11 protein-coding genes are annotated in these 16,858 nt (G+C 42.2%); 2 read left to right on the top strand and 9 right to left on the bottom strand.

The genetic code is table 11. From position 1 onward, the window contains the following. Positions 1 to 586 precede the first annotated feature (586 nt). On the bottom strand, positions 587 to 1,738 hold the full coding sequence (locus MKZ26_RS18885) for a glucose-1-phosphate adenylyltransferase (RefSeq protein WP_340767169.1): 1,152 nt from the start codon (positions 1,736 to 1,738) through the stop codon (positions 587 to 589). Further along, positions 1,738 to 3,657: a 1,4-alpha-glucan branching protein GlgB gene (glgB, locus tag MKZ26_RS18880; RefSeq protein ID WP_340767168.1), complete on the bottom strand. Its 1,920-nt coding sequence runs from the start codon at positions 3,655 to 3,657 to the stop codon at positions 1,738 to 1,740. The genes MKZ26_RS18885 and glgB overlap by 1 nt, the downstream gene beginning before the upstream one ends. Positions 3,658 to 4,202: 545 nt before the next feature. On the opposite strand from glgB, the gene pulA reads away from it, so the two are divergent. Then, positions 4,203 to 6,326 (top strand): type I pullulanase, encoded by a 2,124-nt coding sequence (pulA, locus tag MKZ26_RS18875; RefSeq protein ID WP_340767167.1) that lies wholly within the window; start codon positions 4,203 to 4,205, stop codon positions 6,324 to 6,326. 520 nt (positions 6,327 to 6,846) lie between these two features. Here pulA and MKZ26_RS18870 read toward each other — a convergent pair. The 7 genes from MKZ26_RS18870 to aceA all read right to left on the bottom strand — a co-directional run bounded on the left by MKZ26_RS18870 (position 6,847) and on the right by aceA (position 15,558). Beyond that, positions 6,847 to 8,517 carry an acyl-CoA dehydrogenase family protein gene (locus tag MKZ26_RS18870; protein WP_340767166.1) on the bottom strand — a complete coding sequence of 557 codons (1,671 nt, stop codon included), beginning with the start codon at positions 8,515 to 8,517 and terminating at the stop codon, positions 6,847 to 6,849. Continuing rightward, a complete protein-coding gene (locus tag MKZ26_RS18865; RefSeq protein ID WP_340767165.1) occupies positions 8,489 to 10,015 on the bottom strand; it encodes a class I adenylate-forming enzyme family protein in 1,527 nt (508 codons plus the stop codon). The genes MKZ26_RS18870 and MKZ26_RS18865 overlap by 29 nt, the downstream gene beginning before the upstream one ends. A 4-nt stretch (positions 10,016 to 10,019) precedes the next feature. Beyond that, a complete protein-coding gene (locus MKZ26_RS18860; RefSeq protein ID WP_340767164.1) occupies positions 10,020 to 10,397 on the bottom strand; it encodes a MerR family transcriptional regulator in 378 nt (125 codons plus the stop codon). Between the two features lie 707 nt (positions 10,398 to 11,104). After that, positions 11,105 to 12,271 (bottom strand): pyridoxal-phosphate-dependent aminotransferase family protein, encoded by a 1,167-nt coding sequence (locus tag MKZ26_RS18855; RefSeq protein WP_340767163.1) that lies wholly within the window; start codon positions 12,269 to 12,271, stop codon positions 11,105 to 11,107. Positions 12,272 to 12,412: 141 nt separating this feature from the next. Then, positions 12,413 to 12,541 carry a protein YhfH gene (yhfH, locus tag MKZ26_RS18850; protein WP_156476085.1) on the bottom strand — a complete coding sequence of 43 codons (129 nt, stop codon included), beginning with the start codon at positions 12,539 to 12,541 and terminating at the stop codon, positions 12,413 to 12,415. A gap of 43 nt (positions 12,542 to 12,584) precedes the next feature. Further along, on the bottom strand, positions 12,585 to 14,237 hold the full coding sequence (aceB, locus tag MKZ26_RS18845) for a malate synthase A (RefSeq protein WP_340767162.1): 1,653 nt from the start codon (positions 14,235 to 14,237) through the stop codon (positions 12,585 to 12,587). A gap of 40 nt (positions 14,238 to 14,277) precedes the next feature. Beyond that, positions 14,278 to 15,558, bottom strand: coding sequence for an isocitrate lyase (aceA, locus tag MKZ26_RS18840; protein WP_340767161.1), 1,281 nt, complete (start codon positions 15,556 to 15,558; stop codon positions 14,278 to 14,280). Positions 15,559 to 15,783: 225 nt separating this feature from the next. On the opposite strand from aceA, the gene MKZ26_RS18835 reads away from it, so the two are divergent. After that, the gene (locus tag MKZ26_RS18835; protein WP_340767160.1) at positions 15,784 to 16,440 is read left to right on the top strand and encodes a LytR/AlgR family response regulator transcription factor; all 657 of its coding nucleotides are present in this window, start codon (positions 15,784 to 15,786) and stop codon (positions 16,438 to 16,440) included. The last annotated feature ends 418 nt before the right edge of the window (positions 16,441 to 16,858 follow it).

Raw genomic sequence — 16,858 nt, 5'->3', positions numbered from 1 at the left:
GTGAATAACCACTTTGCTATCCATAGGGGAGTAGCCAAAGATGCAATTTTGGCTACTTACTCCTTCTTTAGAGCATTTCCTTTTCGAATTTAAGGCGGTATCACTTTCTGCAAAGCGTCACACTATTACTTGTATGATATTTGCTAAAATAAGCGAATAAGCTTTATTAAAAGAGGTGAGTGCCCGAAATTTAATCTTCGGGCACTTGCAACCTTTCTAGAAAGGTTGTAATTCTTTCATTTACCAAAGCAGTTGCATTTTGTACTTGAACATTGTAGGTACGCGGCGGACGGATAGTAGCAACAGGATGACTAAGGAGGAATGAACTTCAATTCCTCCCCAAAGGGGGTGTTTGGAAATGACTCCGTCATTTCCAGACACCTTTAACCCGCAGTAAAGGTGTTGCGAGCATTTCGTCCAAAGCTAGCCGAAAATGTACAAGTGCAACTGTAGACTTTTATGCTTTTCTTACTGGCGTTTCATTTAAGTAAATGGTTATCTAGCAAATGTCGTGCAAAATATATGGTACCGATGTTCACAACGTCATTTCACTGAACAGTCCAACAAGCTATGGTACTTCTATTACTTATCCGATATAACTTAACGCTAAAATCCCACTCAGTGTGTCTTGATTGATCACGAGCGGCTCTTCAGTAAGTCCAATGCTAATATGTGTGCCTTCAGGGATCTTTGTATTTTCCATTACAATTACTCGTTCTAGAATCGAGTTCTTCCCTACTTCTACGCCTGGGTACAAGATGGATTGTTTAACCATGCTATCAGGGTGAATCACTACATTCTCAAACAATACAGAACTGTCAACTGTTCCACACACCCAACATCCAGAATTGATCAATGACTGCTTCACAACTGCAGTTTCTCCGATATACTCTGGGGGAATGTTCGTTTCGTTGGTGTATATTCTCCAGTTTTCATTATTTAACAAGAGACTCCAATCTTTATCCAACAGGTCCATATTGGCTTCCCAATAACTTTCGATTGTACCGACATCCTTCCAATAACCTTCGAAACGATACGCATACAAACGAAGATTATTATTAACCATCGATGGAATAATATCCTTTCCGAAATCATGACTGGATTGACTATTTTCAGCATCCTCCAACAAATAGGATCGTAATGTTGCCCATGAAAATATATAAACGCCCATAGACGCTAAATTACTTTTTGGATTTTGCGGTTTTTCATCAAATTCGTAGATGCGCATGTCATCAGTTGTATTCAAAACTCCAAACCGCGATGCTTCTTCCCAAGCCACTGGAATTGCGGAAATGGTGACATCAGCGCCCGTTTGTTTATGTTCTTCCAACATTGCTGCGTAATCCATTTGATAAATATGATCACCCGAAATGACAAGGACATATTCTGGGTCATGCCGGTCGATAAAATGAATGTTTTGATAGATTGCATCAGCCGTACCAGAATACCAGTCGCCTCCGTCTTTTGCGGTATAAGGGGAAAGTATCGTCACACCAGTGTTTTGCCGATTCAAGTTCCACGGTTTTCCATTTCCAATATGTTTGTTTAATTCAAGTGGTGAATATTGAGTCATCACGCCCAATGTCTGAAGTCCTGAGTTGGCACAATTACTTAACGTGAAGTCAATAATTCGATACTTACCTCCGAAGTGCACTGCTGGTTTCGCTAAGTTGTTCGTTAATTTGCCTAAACGTTTCCCTTCTCCACCAGCCAACAACATGCCTACACAATTTTTCATTAATTAGCCTCCTCAATAAATTCAGGTACTTTTTTGCGTTTAAAAATTGCGATAGCTAAAGGTGGTACCTTTATTTTTATATGCTGTAATAATCTGTGCCATTCTTGCGGAATGCTAAAATGGTCAGCATCGTTTACCTGTCCAGATCCCCCGAATTGACTAGCATCTGAATTAAAAATTTCTTGATAAGTCCCAGGAGTGGGCACACCAATTTTATAGTCAAAAAGGACTTCCGGGGTAAAATTGCAGACAACGATTAGTTCTTCCCCTGGGCTTGTACTACGTCTACGAAAAGCAATCACACTTTGATCGATATTATGAGGATCAATCCACTCAAACCCTTCAGTATTATGGTCTAATTCATAAAGTTCAGGATATTCCAGATAGAAATGATTGAGCGCTTTAACATAGTTAAAAATCGCTTTATGAAGTGGATAATCTAAAAGTTGCCAATCCAATTGTTCTTGATCCTTCCATTCAGCATACTGTGCTAGCTCACCTCCCATAAATAATAACTTTTTACCAGGGTGCGCCATCATATAGCCATAAAGCAATCTCAGGTTTGCAAACTGCCGCCACTGGTCACCAGGCATTTTATCGAGCAATGATTTTTTACCATGAACGACTTCATCGTGTGACAGCGGTAGTAGAAAGTTTTCTGTATGTGTATACATAAATGGGAAGGTTAGTAGATTGTGATGCCATTTTCGATACACTGGATCTGCTTCCATATAGGTAAGCGTGTCGTTCATCCAGCCCATATTCCATTTGAAATTAAAACCAAGCCCACCTACATGTGTAGGTGCCGTAACAAGTGGTAAATCTGAACTGTCTTCAGCCATCATCATTGCCCCAGGCTCATATGAAAAAATAACTTCATTTAATTTGCGGATAAAGGCATATGCTTCAAGATTTTCATCTCCACCGTATGAATTGTAGATTTTATCCTTGTCTTCCGATTTATCGAAGTTAAGATAGAGCATACTAGCTACTGCATCTACACGAATCCCATCGATATGATATTCTTCCAGCCAAAAAAGTGCATTAGAGATTAAAAAGCTTTGTACTTCAGGTCGTCCAAAGTCGAAGGTTAATGTTCCCCACAACTTTTTTTCAGCTTTACGAGGATCGGCATATTCATATAATGCCTCCCCATCAAATTGACGAAGTGCAAAATCATCCTTACAAAAGTGACCAGGAACCCAGTCCATAATTACACCGATGTTCTGTTGATGGCACTGATCAACAAAGTATTTAAATTCATCACGTGGACCATAACGAGACGTGACAGAAAAATAACCAGTTATTTGATAACCCCACGACAGATCAAATGGATGCTCCGCAAGTGGGAGTAATTCAATATGTGTATAACCTAGCGATTTTACATAAGGAACCATTTGGTCAGCAAGTTCGCGATATGAATAAAATTCACCGTCTACATTTGTTTTCCAAGAGCCTAGATGAACTTCATAAATCGATACGGGTGATGAATAAACATCAAACGTTTTCTTTTCTTCTTGCCAATCATCATCACTCCACTCATATCCGGATAGAATCGGGGTTAAAGATGCCGTTTTAGGTCGAAGCTCAGATTGAAGAGCATATGGATCTGCTTTCAGTAGCACTTGACCATTGTCCGATTCAATTTCATATTTATAAGGGATGTTTTCGGGAATGTCCGTATAAAAACCAATCCATAACCCTTCGTTCGTGATTCTCTTTAATGGGTGTAAATTGCCTTTCCATTGATTAAAGTCACCAACTACATGAATTTCTTTAGCGTTAGGTGCCCACACTACAAATCGATAGCCTTGAGTACCTTCCCATTCAATCGTATGGCAACCTAATAATTGGTGACTATGATAATTAGTACCTTGGTGAAATAAAAATAGTTCCTGTTCTGAAATATTGTAATACATCGTGCTGACTCCTTTCTTGAGCCAATTAAGATTATATTCAGGATGGTATACGAATATGACTAGTTCTTCTTTGTCATGGATCTTTTATTATTCACTTCTTTGTAATAGCTCGATATAAAAAGAATCAACTTTCACAATCTAAAGCAGCTACAAACGCTACGTAGAAACCTTATTGCTAAGGGTTATACCAAATTCTATGTTAGCAGATTATTATGTAAATGAATGTTAAATCGTTCTACAAATTTCTTTTATTGGTAAATTTAATGTAAATTAATGTCGAATGAATGACTTAACTCTGACTCCACATCCATATAGAAATCAATTGCATTTCCTAATTTCTGAATAATGTGACAACTGTTTTCGGGGAAATATATTAATTCCTGGTTAAAAATCAAGTAAGTTTCTTAAAATAGGGGTAGAACATATACTAGGAATAAGCAAGTATGAATGGCAAAAGCGGAGGTAGGTTTTAGGTATTGGCAATAGAGAACACGGCGTCCATACGTCTTGTATGTTAGATTCAAACAAGAAAAGGGGTTGCTTTTGTGGAAACTCATGTAGCTTGGATCGATGATGTTCACGTGTTAACCGTTATCGTGAACGATATATCTATATTGCTGCACACGGAAGAACCTCCCGTCATTTATTGGGCAGCAAAAGAGAAGTATTTTTCGACAAAGATTGAAAAAGTAAATGCCGATTCTACCGTAAGAATTATTCTTTTAGAAGAACTGCCAATCGGAGAAAGTCTTGTACTCTTATGGGGCACAGCGAAGGTCCCTGTTTACCCTAGAGCAATCGTCCGAACGGATTGGTTTGATCAGCACTATGCTGATTTGACTACTAAATTAGGGACTGACTATGAAGACTCCGCAACAACATTCTCTATTTGGGCCCCGACAGCTACTTCTGTAAAGTTAAATTTAGATAATCGTGATTTTTTATTAAATCGACAAAAAAGTGGTCTATGGCAACTAAAAATTGACGGTGATTGGCATGGTTTTGCTTATGATTATAAGGTTATCGTCAATGGACAAACGACACGTTTGAATGACCCCTATGCGAAAGCTATGCTTGCTAACAGTGAAAAAAGCGTGATTATAGACCCTGCTAGAACTGACCCACCTAACTTTAACAAACGAAACAGGCCCAAACTTCAGAATTTACAAGATGCAATTATCTATGAATTACATGTAAGAGACGCGACCAATCAAGAAGAAAGCGGTGTCGTTAATCGAGGTAAATATTTAGGTTTGACCGAAACAGCTACAACGACAAAAAATGGTTTTTCAACAGCGCTCACTTATATGAAAGAATTAGGTTGCACGCATGTTCAACTTTTACCAATTAATGATTTTGCACGCGTAGATGAGACTAGTCCGAACGATGACTATAATTGGGGGTACGATCCATTATACTTTCAAGTACCAGAAGGCAGTTATTCCCTGACACCTAATGACCCCGTGGCAAGAATCATTGAATGTAAAAAGATGATTCAAGCGTTTCATCAGGAAGAAATCGCGGTCATCCTTGATGTCGTTTATAATCATGTTTTTATCATGGAAGAATCACCATTTGAAAAACTTGTTCCAGGCTATTACTTCCGTTATCACAGTGATGGAAGCCTTAGCAACGGAACTGGGGTAGGTAATGATTTTGCAACAGAGCGAGCAATGGCCCGGAAATTCATTTTAGATACGATTGATTTTTGGCTGAATGACTATCATGTAGATGGATTCCGGTTCGATTTAATGGGGGCCATCGATATCGAGACAATGAACCAAATTCATGAGCGCTGTAAAGAAGAATCAGTGCCAATTATGCTTTTAGGAGAAGGTTGGGATCTTCCAACAGCATTAGCTTCCGAAAAGAAAGCTACTTCCATCCACTCCAATCAATTAACAGGTCTTAAATTTTTCAATGACTACTTCCGCGATTCACTCAAAGGTCAGTTATTTAACAAACATGAAACTGGTTATGTAAATGGTCAAGGTCGTTTCATCGAAAGGCTGCCCCACCTCGTATCTGGGACCACTTTAGAAGAATTTGGTACACCATTTGTGTCCGAGGTCAACCAAACGATTAACTACGTCGAATGTCACGATAACCATACATTATGGGATCGGCTTCTACTTAGCAATGATCAAGACAGCGATTTGACGCGTAAGAAAATGCATCAACTTGCTTCAGGAATCACGTTATTAAGCCAAGGGATTCCGTTTATCCATGCTGGTCAAGAATGGTTTAGAACTAAACAGGGCGATGAGAATAGCTATATTTCCAGTGATTGGATCAATCAATTAGATTGGCGGAAAAGAGAAGTAGAAAATGACTATGTTGAATTTATTAAAACGCTGATTGCGCTTCGAAAAAAATATGATGTATTTCGCCTTACTTCTAACCAAGATATTAGGAGAAGATTATATATATTAGACACGCCCGCTCCTGTTTTTGGCTTCACATTACTTGGAGATAACGAAGATTTTGCAATCTATATTAATCCAACAACAAAATCCTATGAGTTGCGCTTACCTTCATCGGCAATATGGAGAGTGATGGCGAATAATAATTTTGATAAGAATACAGCGCAACAGGAAGTAAAAGGTGAATTTACTTCTGTTGATGCTTACGAGTTAGTCGTCTTAAAGAAATCACGGGAGATCGAATAAGCAAAAAGGGATAGGTAAACTCCGTTTTCACTTGATCATTTCCGTCCCGCTTTCGGCGAACTATTCATGACTGATTTACTGAGGGGACCACGTATAGCTAGATGTGATACTGTTACGAATAGTTGCCTGTCGCGTACCTGCACTGTTTAAGTGAAAAATGCGTTTGCTCTGGAAGAAATGAATAGATGATATTCTATACAGATTGTAAGTGCCCGAAGATGCAATTTCGGGCACTCTTGCACGTTTTACAATGCGTTCCTTTCTTACGTTTAGCAAAGAGTATGCATCTAATCATGTGATGCCTTATAGAAATTTACAGCCGCCAAAATTGCATCTTTGGCGGCTTTTATCCAGGTAAGAAGCTAGCTATTCTTTAGTTCCCAAAAGCCTTAGCACTTCGTGTACCTATGCCTTTGGAGAGCGACGGATGAAGGACCACCTTACGATTACCGAAACAAATATGTAGCGACAAGTAGGTGATCATGTTATTTACGGGTTGTTTTTTGTTAATCAACACGTGTTACAGTACATCACTGAAATATTTCACGCTACTCTTCACTTCACCAATCGTTCGTTCAGGCCAATTCGTTTCGATGAAAATCTCCATCAACTTTTCATGTCGACCTCCATGTTGTTCCGCCCATTCAAGCGCAACGACCCCTTCATAAAGTAAAGCCATAGTACGCATTAATCCCTTTGCCTCGATTGTTTGGTTGTCAGGGTTCAAACTTGCGAATATCGTGAGGTCTTTTGCTAGTGTCTCCACTGCATTGGATATCCGTAGTTTCCATAAGCTTTCGGGAACAGAATCTAGTCTTTCTGTCATTTCGTCAATGAATAACAAGTGTACACTGAATTTATTGTCGAGCCTGAGGAGCTCCAATCCTAAAATATTCGCGGTCCCCTCCCAAACCGTTAATACTTGTGCATCGCGAAGTAACCGCGGTGTGACGAAGTCTTCTATATAGCCATTTCCACCATGCATTTCAATTGCTTCATGAGCGAAATGGATTGCCTGTTCTGCGGTTTCTTTTTTTACGAGCGCAATCTTCAGGCGGTTCAATGCAGTTTCTTCGTCAGATGCATTGCCAGAAGTTACTTTATCAAAGAGCTTAATGAGATCGAATGTTGTTGCCAGTTCGACTTCAAGCTTCGATTTCATAGTCGCTAAACTCTCCTGGATCATCGGAAAGTCAGTCAACTTTTTGCCAAATGCATTGCGTCTTTCTGCATACATCAAGGCCTCGTTGAACGCACGGCGCATGATGCCAAGTGACGCGACGGCATTACAAATTCGTGATAAATTCAACGCTTCCATCATATAATAGAAGCCCTTTTTGGGATCACCCACGACATAAGCTAGAGCACCATCAAACTCCACTTCACCCGATGGCACTGCCCGCACGCCAAGCTTATCTTTCAATCTCCGAATCTTAATACCATTTAGTGAACCGTCGTCTTGTCGCCAAGGCACCGCAAATAAACTTAGTCCGCGCGAGCCTTCTGCTGAACCTTCCATTCTAGCAAGAACCATCGTGACGCCTGCCATTCCAGCATTGGATGCAAAATACTTTTCTCCGAATAAACGATAGTTTTCACCGTCTGCCACCGCCTTCACGACATTAGCACCTACGTCTGAACCTCCTTGTCTCTCCGTTAAAAATGTCGCGCCTTCAAATAACTCCGTATCACCCGTTGCACAAACATGAGGCAGGAACTTCTCTTTTACTGCTTCATTAGCATAATGATCGAGCAAATATGCCGTGGCTTGCGTCAACGTCACAGGACAATGGAATCCCGGTTCTGCTTGTGATAATAAGTAGCCTTGCGCAAAGCTGTAGAGGTAGTTTCCTTTATGGCCGAGTTCCGGGATATCTTTATGAACATAGCCCACAATCCCTGTCCGATACGTTTCTTCCACTGTTTTTTTATAGCCTTCATTGACCCAGACATGTGAACAATCATCTCCGTACTTGTCATACTTCTCAAGACGGGGTTGCCCTTCACGGTCCGTATGTTTGGCACGTTCATCGATTTCATTGGCAACCAGTGAACCAAATTTCGTTAATTCTGAATGGGCATAATCGTAAAACTTAGGAGACAAAGATTCTTTTAATAGTGTTTGTAATGTTTCATCGTGCTCATAGAAATTCAATGGTGTTTCAATTTCCGACCTTTGCTGTAAGACCATTTACTTCGCCTTCTCTCAATGGTTGTTTTAATATCTTCCCAGATGCATTACGCGGCAACGCTTCGACTTGTTCATACAAACGCGGTACTTTATACTGCGCAAGCTGCTCTTTCGCAAATTGTTTAACCTCTTCCAGATCAAGCACCTCACTGGCCGCAAAATAGGCTTTAACCGTTTCGCCCCATTCCGGATGCGGCACGCCAACTACTGCCACTTCATTAATTGCCGAATGTGTAATAAGTACTTCTTCAACTTCTTTCGGGTAAATATTGACTCCACCGGAAATGATCAGATCTTTTTTCCGGTCGACAACCCAAATGTAACCGTCTTCATCTATTTTCGCCAAGTCACCTGTTTTCAACCAGTCGCCTATGAATGTTTCAGCAGTTGCTTCTATATTGTTATAGTAGCCAAGCATATTGCCTTCCCCGCGTAAAAGAATTTCCCCCACTTCGCCTTGTTGTACGTCTTCCCCGTTCGGATTAACAATCCTAAACTCTGCATGAAGTGCCGCCCGTTTTCCAATACTGCCTGCTTTCGTTTTATGTTCACTTGCGCTCAATAACGTGCCGTTTGGACCCGCTTCTGTCAGTCCATAGACACAGATGAAGTTATTCGATTTGAACTTTTTCTGCACAAATTCAACTTCCGGTTGCGATAAAGGCGCGCTGCCGTAAATCCACCATTTCATTGAAGACAAATCAGCTGTTTCCATCTTCGGATTCTTCGCTGTCAATAAATAAACGACGGGTGCCCCGAAGAAGTGCGTTGTTTTTTCTTGTTCAACAGTATCAATTAAAAGATCAGGTGTGAATGTTGGTGTTAAGACGCTAGTCGCACCAACTAGTAGCCCCGCCATGAAAAACAGATGGAGCGGTGCAGAATGACTAAGCGGCATCATGATGAGCAAGCGGCTCTCCGGTTTAATTTCCATCTCAACACAAATCATTTGCGCAACTGTTAGGATGTTTTTATAACTGAATAACACGCCCTTCGGTTTACCTGTTGTGCCGGAAGTATATAAAATGGTCGATTCACTGGAATCGGGTAAATTGCATTCAATTGAGGAATCATTATCATTGAGTACTGTTTCAAAACTGATCCACTTATCGTCTAGGGGGGCTCCTGTTTTGATTAACACTAAATTGCTATCCAGGTTTTTCACTGATTCAAACAGCAAATCATGTGCAATGAAGGCTTTTGCATCAGAATTCTCAAGTACATATTCGACTTCTGACAGCGTCATCTTGGCATTTATCGGGACAATGATTGCCCCAAGCCGCTGAACTGCAAAATAGGCGATAACAAATTCCGGAACGTTTGGCATATATAGAACAGCTTTGTCTCCTCGCCCAATTCCAAGAAGCTTGAGGCCGTGCGCAAAACGATTCACAAGCTGATCAAGTTCTTTATACGTATAGCGTTTCCCCATTCCAATAACCGCTTCAGTCTTAGGATATTTCCTTGCATTGCGTTCCAACAATTGCGAACTGTTCATTTCCTTAATCCCCCTTTAAATTGGTTAGTTTTTCGGCGAATTGCATAAGCAGCTGTTCCATTTCCATCTTCATTTCCGTGAGCTCCTGAATTTTGTCTTCTACTTGTCCGATTTTTTCATTGCCAAAATCGATTGTCCGCTCCAATTGTTTTATCCCAGTCCGATCTTTGTCAAAAAGTAAAATCATCTCCTTTATTTCTTCCAGCGTGAATCCGTACCTTTTTCCGCGCAAAATCAGTCGCAGCTTTACGACCTCTGCTTTCGGGTAAATCCTTATATTGCCTGCGGTCCTGTCCGGTTTCAACAAACCAAGTTCCTCATAGTACCGGATTGTACGGGTCGACACATCATATGCCTGGGCAACTTCAGTAATATCCTTCACTTTAGCTCCCCCTTTGAAGTGTTGGAATTTTCAACTATATGAGTAGTTTAACATTGACGTTAACGTTAATGGCAAGTGGGGTATGGAAGTTTATTAATAGAGTTAGCTGGTGGATATGATTGGTTGTCGGGTTATATAATCGGTAAGCACTCGGATATGATCGGTTGCCTGGTTTTATGATCGGGGCGCACGCGGATATGATCGATTACCGGGTTATATGATTGGGACGCACTCGGATATGATCGATTACCTGGTTATATGATCGGGACGCACTCGGATATGATTGGGTGTCTGATGATAGGATCGGGGCGCACGCGGATATGATCGATTACCTGGTTATATGATCGGGACGCACTCCGATATGATCGATTACCTGGTTATATGATTGAGTCGCACGCGGATATGATCGGTTGCCGGGTTATATGATCGGGGCGCACACGGATATGATCGCTTACCAGGTTATATGATCGGGGCGCTCGCGGATATGATCGGGACGCACGCGGATATGATCGGTTGGCGGGTTATATGATCGGGACGCACTCGGATATGATCGGTTACCAGGTTTTATGATCGGGGCGCACGGGGATATGATCGGTTGTCGGGTTATATGATCGGGCCGCACTCCGATATGATCGGTTGCCGGATTATATGATCGCTCTCCCCTTTTTCCAATAAAAAAAGGCTACCCGTTAAAGGATAGCCCCATCTCAAACACCCACACGTACTTCTTGCTTAAAGCGCTCAACTGCCTTCGCCGAATCAACTGGATGACCCATTTCATTCAACGTGTCACCAATTAATTCAACCGCTTGTTCCAACATTTCCTCTGTTGTGTTCCCCATATGCCCAATGCGGAACGCTTTTCCTGCTAAATGAGCAAGTGAACCTGCTACAATGACACCTTTTTTACCAAGCGTTGCGCGGAATTCCGAGTCGCCGACACCATCAGGATAGAGGATACAGCTCAATGTTGATGCTGCTACATTTTCATCAGCAATTGCTTTCATGCCATATTCAGAAAGCGCGGCTCGCACCGCTTTACCGAATGCCGTATGGCGAATTATTCTTGTCGGCAAACCTTCCGCGTGAACAAGTCTCATTCCTTCATCATAGGCGTAAATCAAGTTCACTGGCGGTGTTGCAAAATATTTGGAAGGATCATTCATGACAGGAATCCAATTGTAGATATCGCAATAATAGGCCGGAACGCGTTCAATCTTCTCCCTAGCAGCCAATGCGGTTTTGTTAAAGGCGACAATCGCTAATCCCGGTGGAACGCCAATTGCTTTTTGAGAGCCAGTCAAAATAACATCAATTTTATAGTCCGGATGGCCGTATGTTTTACTCATATCTTCTTCCATCGCTGCCGTTGCACAAACACCATCTAAAATGACAAGTGCACCATGTTTTTTCACGATTGGTACAAGTGCTTCGAGATCAGCTGCAACACCAGTCGATGTGTCTGCATGCGTAATTGTTACTGCTTTATAATGCCCTTCAGCAAGTTTCGCTTCCACTTCTTCAGGCGTAACTTGCTTGCCCCATTCCGATTGAAGCACATCCACCTCAATGCCAAAAGCTTGCCCTAATTTAATGAACCGGTCACCGAAATAACCTTGGCTGACAACTAATATCTTTTCCCCAGCCGCGACTGTGTTAACGAGCGCCATTTCCATTGCAATCGTTCCTGATCCAGCAACGACAAAAACTTCCCCGTCTGTTTGCAACATTTCACGTGTTTGCTCAATGGCATTTTTGTAAATTGCAACAAATCTCGGGTCAGTATGTCCTCTTGTTTCACTCGCCAGCGCATCATAAATGGAATCGACAACAGGCGTCGGTCCAGGTATCAGTAACATTTCTTCGTTTCTCATTCTATTTCCCCCTACCTATTTTCAAAATACAATTACTAGCTCTAGTACTACTTCCATACTTGTAGCGTAAATCCTCTTATAGTTAATCAAAGCAAGTAAAAACGGCTTTATTCCACTTGTAGGAATAGAGCCGTTGCTATGTCACTCTTCATTCGAACCAATACACCGCTCGCACTCAAACAATGGGGATTCAATCTGCTCGACAATTTCACATCCACATTCACGACAAATCTTTCTCGGCAATTCTTTCCTATTGTTGTTTGTTTGCATATAAATCTCCTCCACTTTCATATTTTTTACCTCCATTTGTAAATCAATTTAATTTTTCATACCCCGGCAGTGTCAAAAATTCAACGAAGTCATCTTGCACGATTAATGCTGAAAACAGTTCTGCAGCTGCTTCATATTTATCAGTAGTGAACGCAGTGTCACCAACAGTCTGTTTGATTAATTCCAGTTCCTCTTGCAATACTTTTGCAACCAATTTCTCTGTAATATCCGGCCCATCGCTAAGTTTACCTTGTGGATGACGGATGCATTGCCACACTTGTGATCTGGAGATTTCAGCTGTCGCCGCGTCTTCCATCAAATTATTAATAGGAGCTGCCCCGTTCCCTCTGAGCCAAGAAGCAATATATTGAACGCCTACACTGCAATTCATTCGCAAGCCTTGTTCCGTAATCGTTCCTTTTGGGACTTCCAGCAGGTCATCAGCGGTAACTTTGACATCTTCTCGTTTACGACCAATCTGATTCGGTGTCGGCATATGCTCGTTGAACTGCTCCATCGCAACCGCGACAAGTCCTGGGTGCGCTACCCACGTTCCGTCATGTCCATCCGTCGCTTCACGGCGTTTATCGTCACTTACTTTGCCAAATGCTGCTGCGTTTGCTTCTGGGTCATTTTTAATTGGAATTTGTGCAGCCATCCCACCGACTGCCGGTGCATTGCGCTTATGACAGGTTTGAATACAAAGCAATGTATAAGCCCGCATGAATGGCGATGTCATCGTTACTTGCCCACGATCAGGCAAGATAACGTCCGGTTGATTGCGCAGCCGTTTAATATAGCTGAAAATATAATCCCAGCGTCCACAATTGAGACCTGCTGAATGGTCCCGAAGTTCATATAGAATTTCGTCCATTTCAAATGCCGCCGCAATCGTTTCGATTAACACCGTTGCCCGAATTGTACCGGTTGGAATTCCAAGTTGCTGCTGCGCAAAGACAAACACATCGTTCCACAATCTTGCTTCCAAATGACTTTCAAGCTTAGGTAGGTAGAAATATGGCCCAGATCCGCGAGCGATTAATTCCTTGGCATTATGGAAAAAGTACAATCCGAAGTCAAAGAAACTTCCTGCAATCGACTCTCCATCAATTACGACATTCTTTTCCAGCAGATGCAATCCGCGCGGCCGTATCATGAGCACCGCGGGTTCATCGTTCAACTTGTATGTCTTGCCAGTGGAATGCTGTTCAAACTCAATCGTCCGCCGAACGGCATCTTTCATATTGAGCTGTCCTTCCAACATGTTTGCCCATGTGGGAGATGTTGCATCTTCAAAACAAGCCATGAATGTTTTTGCTCCTGAATTCAATGCATTGATGACCATCTTCCGACCGACAGGACCTGTAATTTCCACTCGTCTGTCCTGCAGATCATGCGGGAGGGATGCAATTGTCCAATCCCCATCCCGTATATATTGTGTTTCGGCTAAGAAATCCAGTTTTATTCCACTGTCGATGCTACTTTGACGCTGTTGCCGGTTAGCCAAAAGCTCTCTCCGTCTTTCATCAAAGTTATCATGAAGAGATTGTAGGAATGCAAGTGCTTCCGGCGATAAAATCTCTTCACTTTCAGCAGTCAGTTCGCCTAAAACGTTTATAGTATGAGATGTCACTTGATTCGTAGACAGATTGATCACCCTCCCCGATTGTTGTTGGTGTCCAGTTACCGATACCATTCATACCCCTCGAATTGTGGCAGCAACTGGCACCGAAAGATCAAACAAATTGCGCGGTTTCCGTCGAGCCTTTCATCGCGGTTGTAGAAGATGTACCGCCAGAAATGATCTGTGACACTTCATCGAAGTAACCTGTTCCAACTTCACGTTGGTGTCTAGTCGCTGTGTACCCTTTGTCTTCATTAGCAAATTCAGCCTGTTGCAGTTTTGAATAGGCCGCCATTCCATTGTCTTTATAGTCATGTGCAAGGTTAAACATGCTGTGGTTCAATGAATGGAAGCCTGCAAGTGTAACGAACTGGAATTTGTAGCCCATTTTACCGAGTTCCACTTGGTATTTCGCGATTGTCGCTTCATCCAGATTCGCTTCCCAGTTGAATGAAGGCGAGCAATTGTAAGCAAGCATTTTCCCAGGGAATTTCGCATGGATTGCATCTGCAAACTGTTGTGCCTCTTCCAGGGATGGATGCGATGTTTCACACCAGACAAGGTCCGCATAAGGCGCATAAGCCAATCCACGTGCAATCGCTTGATCGATACCAGGTTTTGACTTGTAGAACCCTTCAGGCGTGCGTTCTCCAGTAAGGAATTCCGCGTCTAGTGGATCAATGTCGCTCGTGACCATATCTGCTGCATCTGCATCTGTACGTGAGATAAGAACAGTTGGTACGCCTAGAACGTCAGCCGCAAGTCTTGCAGCTACTAGGTTACGGATTGCATTTTGTGTTGGAAGCAATACTTTACCGCCCAAGTGTCCACATTTCTTTTCAGATGCAAGTTGGTCTTCAAGGTGAACGCCTGCTGCTCCAGCTTCTATCATGCCTTTCATTAATTCGAATACGTTAAGTGGTCCACCAAAACCTGCTTCAGCGTCTGCAATAATTGGTGCGAACCAGTCAAAACCGTCTACGCGTCCTTCTGAGTGGTCGATTTGGTCAGCCCGTTGAAGTGCTTGGTTGATACGTTTGACGACAGAAGGAACACTATTTGCCGGATATAAGCTTTGGTCCGGATACATTTGACCCGAAAGGTTTGCATCTGCCGCCACTTGCCAACCACTTAGATAGATTGCTTGAAGTCCAGCTTTTACTTGTTGAACAGCTTGATTTCCTGTTAGAGCACCAAGGGCATTGATGAAATCTTCTTCGTGCAATGAACTCCATAAGCGAGTTGCGCCTTTTGTTGCCAGTGTTTGTTCGATTAAAACGGATCCACGCAGTTTCACAACATCTTCGGCAGTGTAAGGACGTTCAATTCCTTTCCATCTGCTATCCTCCGCCCAGCTTTTCTCCAATTGTTTAATCTGCTCTTGTCTAGTCATATCTACAGTCACACCTTCCAGTTTTTTATGTTCAGCCCGTTTTGAAATTAATTCTTTTGTACTGTTTCATAACAGCTGAAGTTGTTATACAGTAATATATAACAGAAGATACAAAGTTGTCTGTACTTTCCGACGAAAGGGCATTATTTTAGGATGAACTCGATTTTACGATGACGAAGTAGTTTGTTATTTTAGAGTTTCATAGAAAACAAGGGGGTAACAGATTTGAGGATTACAAGAGAAACGTTAGAACAATATGTTTCTATACTAGGTGATTGGATACCGAAAGACGCCGCAATCGCGATTGCCATGGGCGACCGCTACATTTATTATGTGGAAGGCATTCAAGATATCCAACTAATAGAAGGGCAACCTGTTGCACCCGGCAGCATTGCGGATAAAGTAATTAATAAACGACTCAAAGTTGATAAAGTTATGGATAACACATTGTTTGGGTCTCCGTATTATGGTATCGGTTATCCGATTGTCCTCCAAGGCGAGCCCGCTGCACTACTTGTCATCTTGCCTTCAAACTATCATGTTCTGAAACAAGAACCCTTTCGTTTCCTCACGGGCAAACAGAAAGAAGAATGGTGTCCGGTTCCAATTGAAGAGATCGCATATATAGAAAGCTTGCAAAAGAAAACTTGGTTTTATGTTGCGAGTGAACAATTCTGTATCAGCTACACGCTGAAAGATTTACAATTACGACTCCCAAAGACGTTTCTACGTATCCATCGGTCTTATATTGTTAACATCCCATCTATCCAGCGCATTTCCAGGGACATTACTTCTAATCTAGTACTTACATTGAGAGATGGGACAGAGTTGCCTGTTGGTCAGACGTATATGGCCGATGTTAGGAAAGCGCTTGGATTTTAGGGTGATTAGGGGCGGGGTTGAGTGTTGGTCGTTTGGATATGCTTGGTTGGCGGGGTTATATAATTGGTTTGACTGTGGATATGCTCGGTTTCAGTGGGATATGATCGCTTTGACTGTGGTATGCTCGGTTTCATTGGGATATGATCGGTTGGACAGTGGTATGCTCGGTTTCATGGGTATATGATCGCTTTGACTGTGGATATGCTCGATGTCTTTGGGATATGATCGCTTTGACTGCGGATATGCTCGGTTTCATTGGGATATGATCGGTTGGACAGTGGTATGCTCGGTTTCATGGGTATATGATCGCTTTGACTGTGGATATGCTCGATGTCTTTGGGATATGATCGCTTGGACAGTGGATATGCTCGGTTTCAGTGAGATATGATCGCTTTGACTGCGGATATGCTCGGTTTCA

This window comes from Sporosarcina sp. FSL K6-6792, assembly GCF_038004885.1.
In the GTDB taxonomy this organism is placed as follows: domain Bacteria; phylum Bacillota; class Bacilli; order Bacillales_A; family Planococcaceae; genus Sporosarcina; species Sporosarcina psychrophila.
Note: the sequence above shows the minus strand (reverse complement) of the source record. Positions and strands in the feature narration are given on the sequence as shown.

What these genes read in the sequence shown, in the direction of transcription:
- MKZ26_RS18870 (WP_340767166.1), bottom strand. Translation starts at nt 8,517, where the DNA reads ATGGTCTTACAGCAAAGGTCGGAAATTGAAACACCATTGAATTTCTAT.
- MKZ26_RS18855 (WP_340767163.1), bottom strand. Translation starts at nt 12,271, where the DNA reads ATGAGAAACGAAGAAATGTTACTGATACCTGGACCGACGCCTGTTGTC.
- yhfH (WP_156476085.1), bottom strand. Translation starts at nt 12,541, where the DNA reads ATGCAAACAAACAACAATAGGAAAGAATTGCCGAGAAAGATTTGTCGT.
- aceB (WP_340767162.1), bottom strand. Translation starts at nt 14,237, where the DNA reads ATGGTATCGGTAACTGGACACCAACAACAATCGGGGAGGGTGATCAAT.
- MKZ26_RS18865 (WP_340767165.1), bottom strand. Translation starts at nt 10,015, where the DNA reads ATGAACAGTTCGCAATTGTTGGAACGCAATGCAAGGAAATATCCTAAG.
- aceA (WP_340767161.1), bottom strand. Translation starts at nt 15,558, where the DNA reads ATGACTAGACAAGAGCAGATTAAACAATTGGAGAAAAGCTGGGCGGAG.
- MKZ26_RS18885 (WP_340767169.1), bottom strand. Translation starts at nt 1,738, where the DNA reads ATGAAAAATTGTGTAGGCATGTTGTTGGCTGGTGGAGAAGGGAAACGT.
- glgB (WP_340767168.1), bottom strand. Translation starts at nt 3,657, where the DNA reads ATGTATTACAATATTTCAGAACAGGAACTATTTTTATTTCACCAAGGT.